The sequence below is a fragment of the Pseudarthrobacter sp. 902506025 genome (assembly GCF_040702325.1).
Taxonomy (GTDB): domain Bacteria; phylum Actinomycetota; class Actinomycetes; order Actinomycetales; family Micrococcaceae; genus Arthrobacter.
The window spans coordinates 1-1,288 of sequence record NZ_JBFBKW010000025.1; the positions used below are offsets into that span (position 1 = coordinate 1).

The following is a 1,288-nucleotide window of genomic DNA, read 5'->3' on the forward strand; positions in this document are numbered from 1 at the left end:
AATGTGTATGGAAATCTCATCTTGAAGCGAGCTTCCCGCTTAGATGCTTTCAGCGGTTATCCCATCCGAACGTAGCTAATCAGCGGTGCACTTGGCAGTACAACTGACACACCAGAGGTTCGTCCGTCCCGGTCCTCTCGTACTAAGGACAGCCCTTCTCAAATTTCCTGCGCGCGCAGCGGATAGGGACCGAACTGTCTCACGACGTTCTAAACCCAGCTCGCGTACCGCTTTAATGGGCGAACAGCCCAACCCTTGGGACCTACTCCAGCCCCAGGATGCGACGAGCCGACATCGAGGTGCCAAACCATGCCGTCGATATGGACTCTTGGGCAAGATCAGCCTGTTATCCCCGAGGTACCTTTTATCCGTTGAGCGACGGCCATTCCACAATGTACCGCCGGATCACTAGTCCCGACTTTCGTCCCTGCTCGAGATGTCTCTCTCACAGTCAAGCTCCCTTGTGCACTTACACTCGACACCTGATTGCCAACCAGGCTGAGGGAACCTTTGGGCGCCTCCGTTACTTTTTAGGAGGCAACCGCCCCAGTTAAACTACCCATCAGGCACTGTCCCTGACCCGGATTACGGGCCGAAGTTAGATGTCCAAAGTGACCAGAGTGGTATTTCAACGATGACTCCACCCGAACTGGCGTCCGGGCTTCAACGTCTCCCACCTATCCTACACAAGCCACTCCGAACACCAATACCAAACTATAGTAAAGGTCTCGGGGTCTTTCCGTCCTGCTGCGCGTAACGAGCATCTTTACTCGTACTGCAATTTCGCCGAGTTTATGGTTGAGACAGCGGGGAAGTCGTTACTCCATTCGTGCAGGTCGGAACTTACCCGACAAGGAATTTCGCTACCTTAGGATGGTTATAGTTACCACCGCCGTTTACTGGGGCTTAAATTCTCAGCTTCGCCGTGAGGCTAACCGGTCCTCTTAACCTTCCAGCACCGGGCAGGAGTCAGTCCGTATACATCGTCTTGCGACTTCGCACGGACCTGTGTTTTTAGTAAACAGTCGCTTCCCCCTGGTCTCTGCGGCCCCGATCCCCTCCCGGACGCGAAGTCCGTTCAAGGTTGGGGCCCCCCTTCTCCCGAAGTTACGGGGGCATTTTGCCGAGTTCCTTAACCATAATTCTCTCGATCGCCTTAGTATTCTCTACCTGATCACCTGTGTCGGTTTGGGGTACGGGCGGCTAAAACCTCGCGTCGATGCTTTTCTCGGCAGCATAGGATCACCAAATCCCCCCAAACGGGGGTCCCATCAGATCTCAGGCACAT

The 1,288-nt window shown here is 54.5% G+C and carries 1 rRNA gene (cut by a window edge); it reads right to left on the reverse strand.

Annotation, left to right across the window (positions count from 1 at the left end):
- A 23S ribosomal RNA gene (locus tag AB0280_RS21490) occupies positions 1–1,288 on the reverse strand; its annotated part runs 1,828 nt beyond the window's last position; the annotation flags it as partial.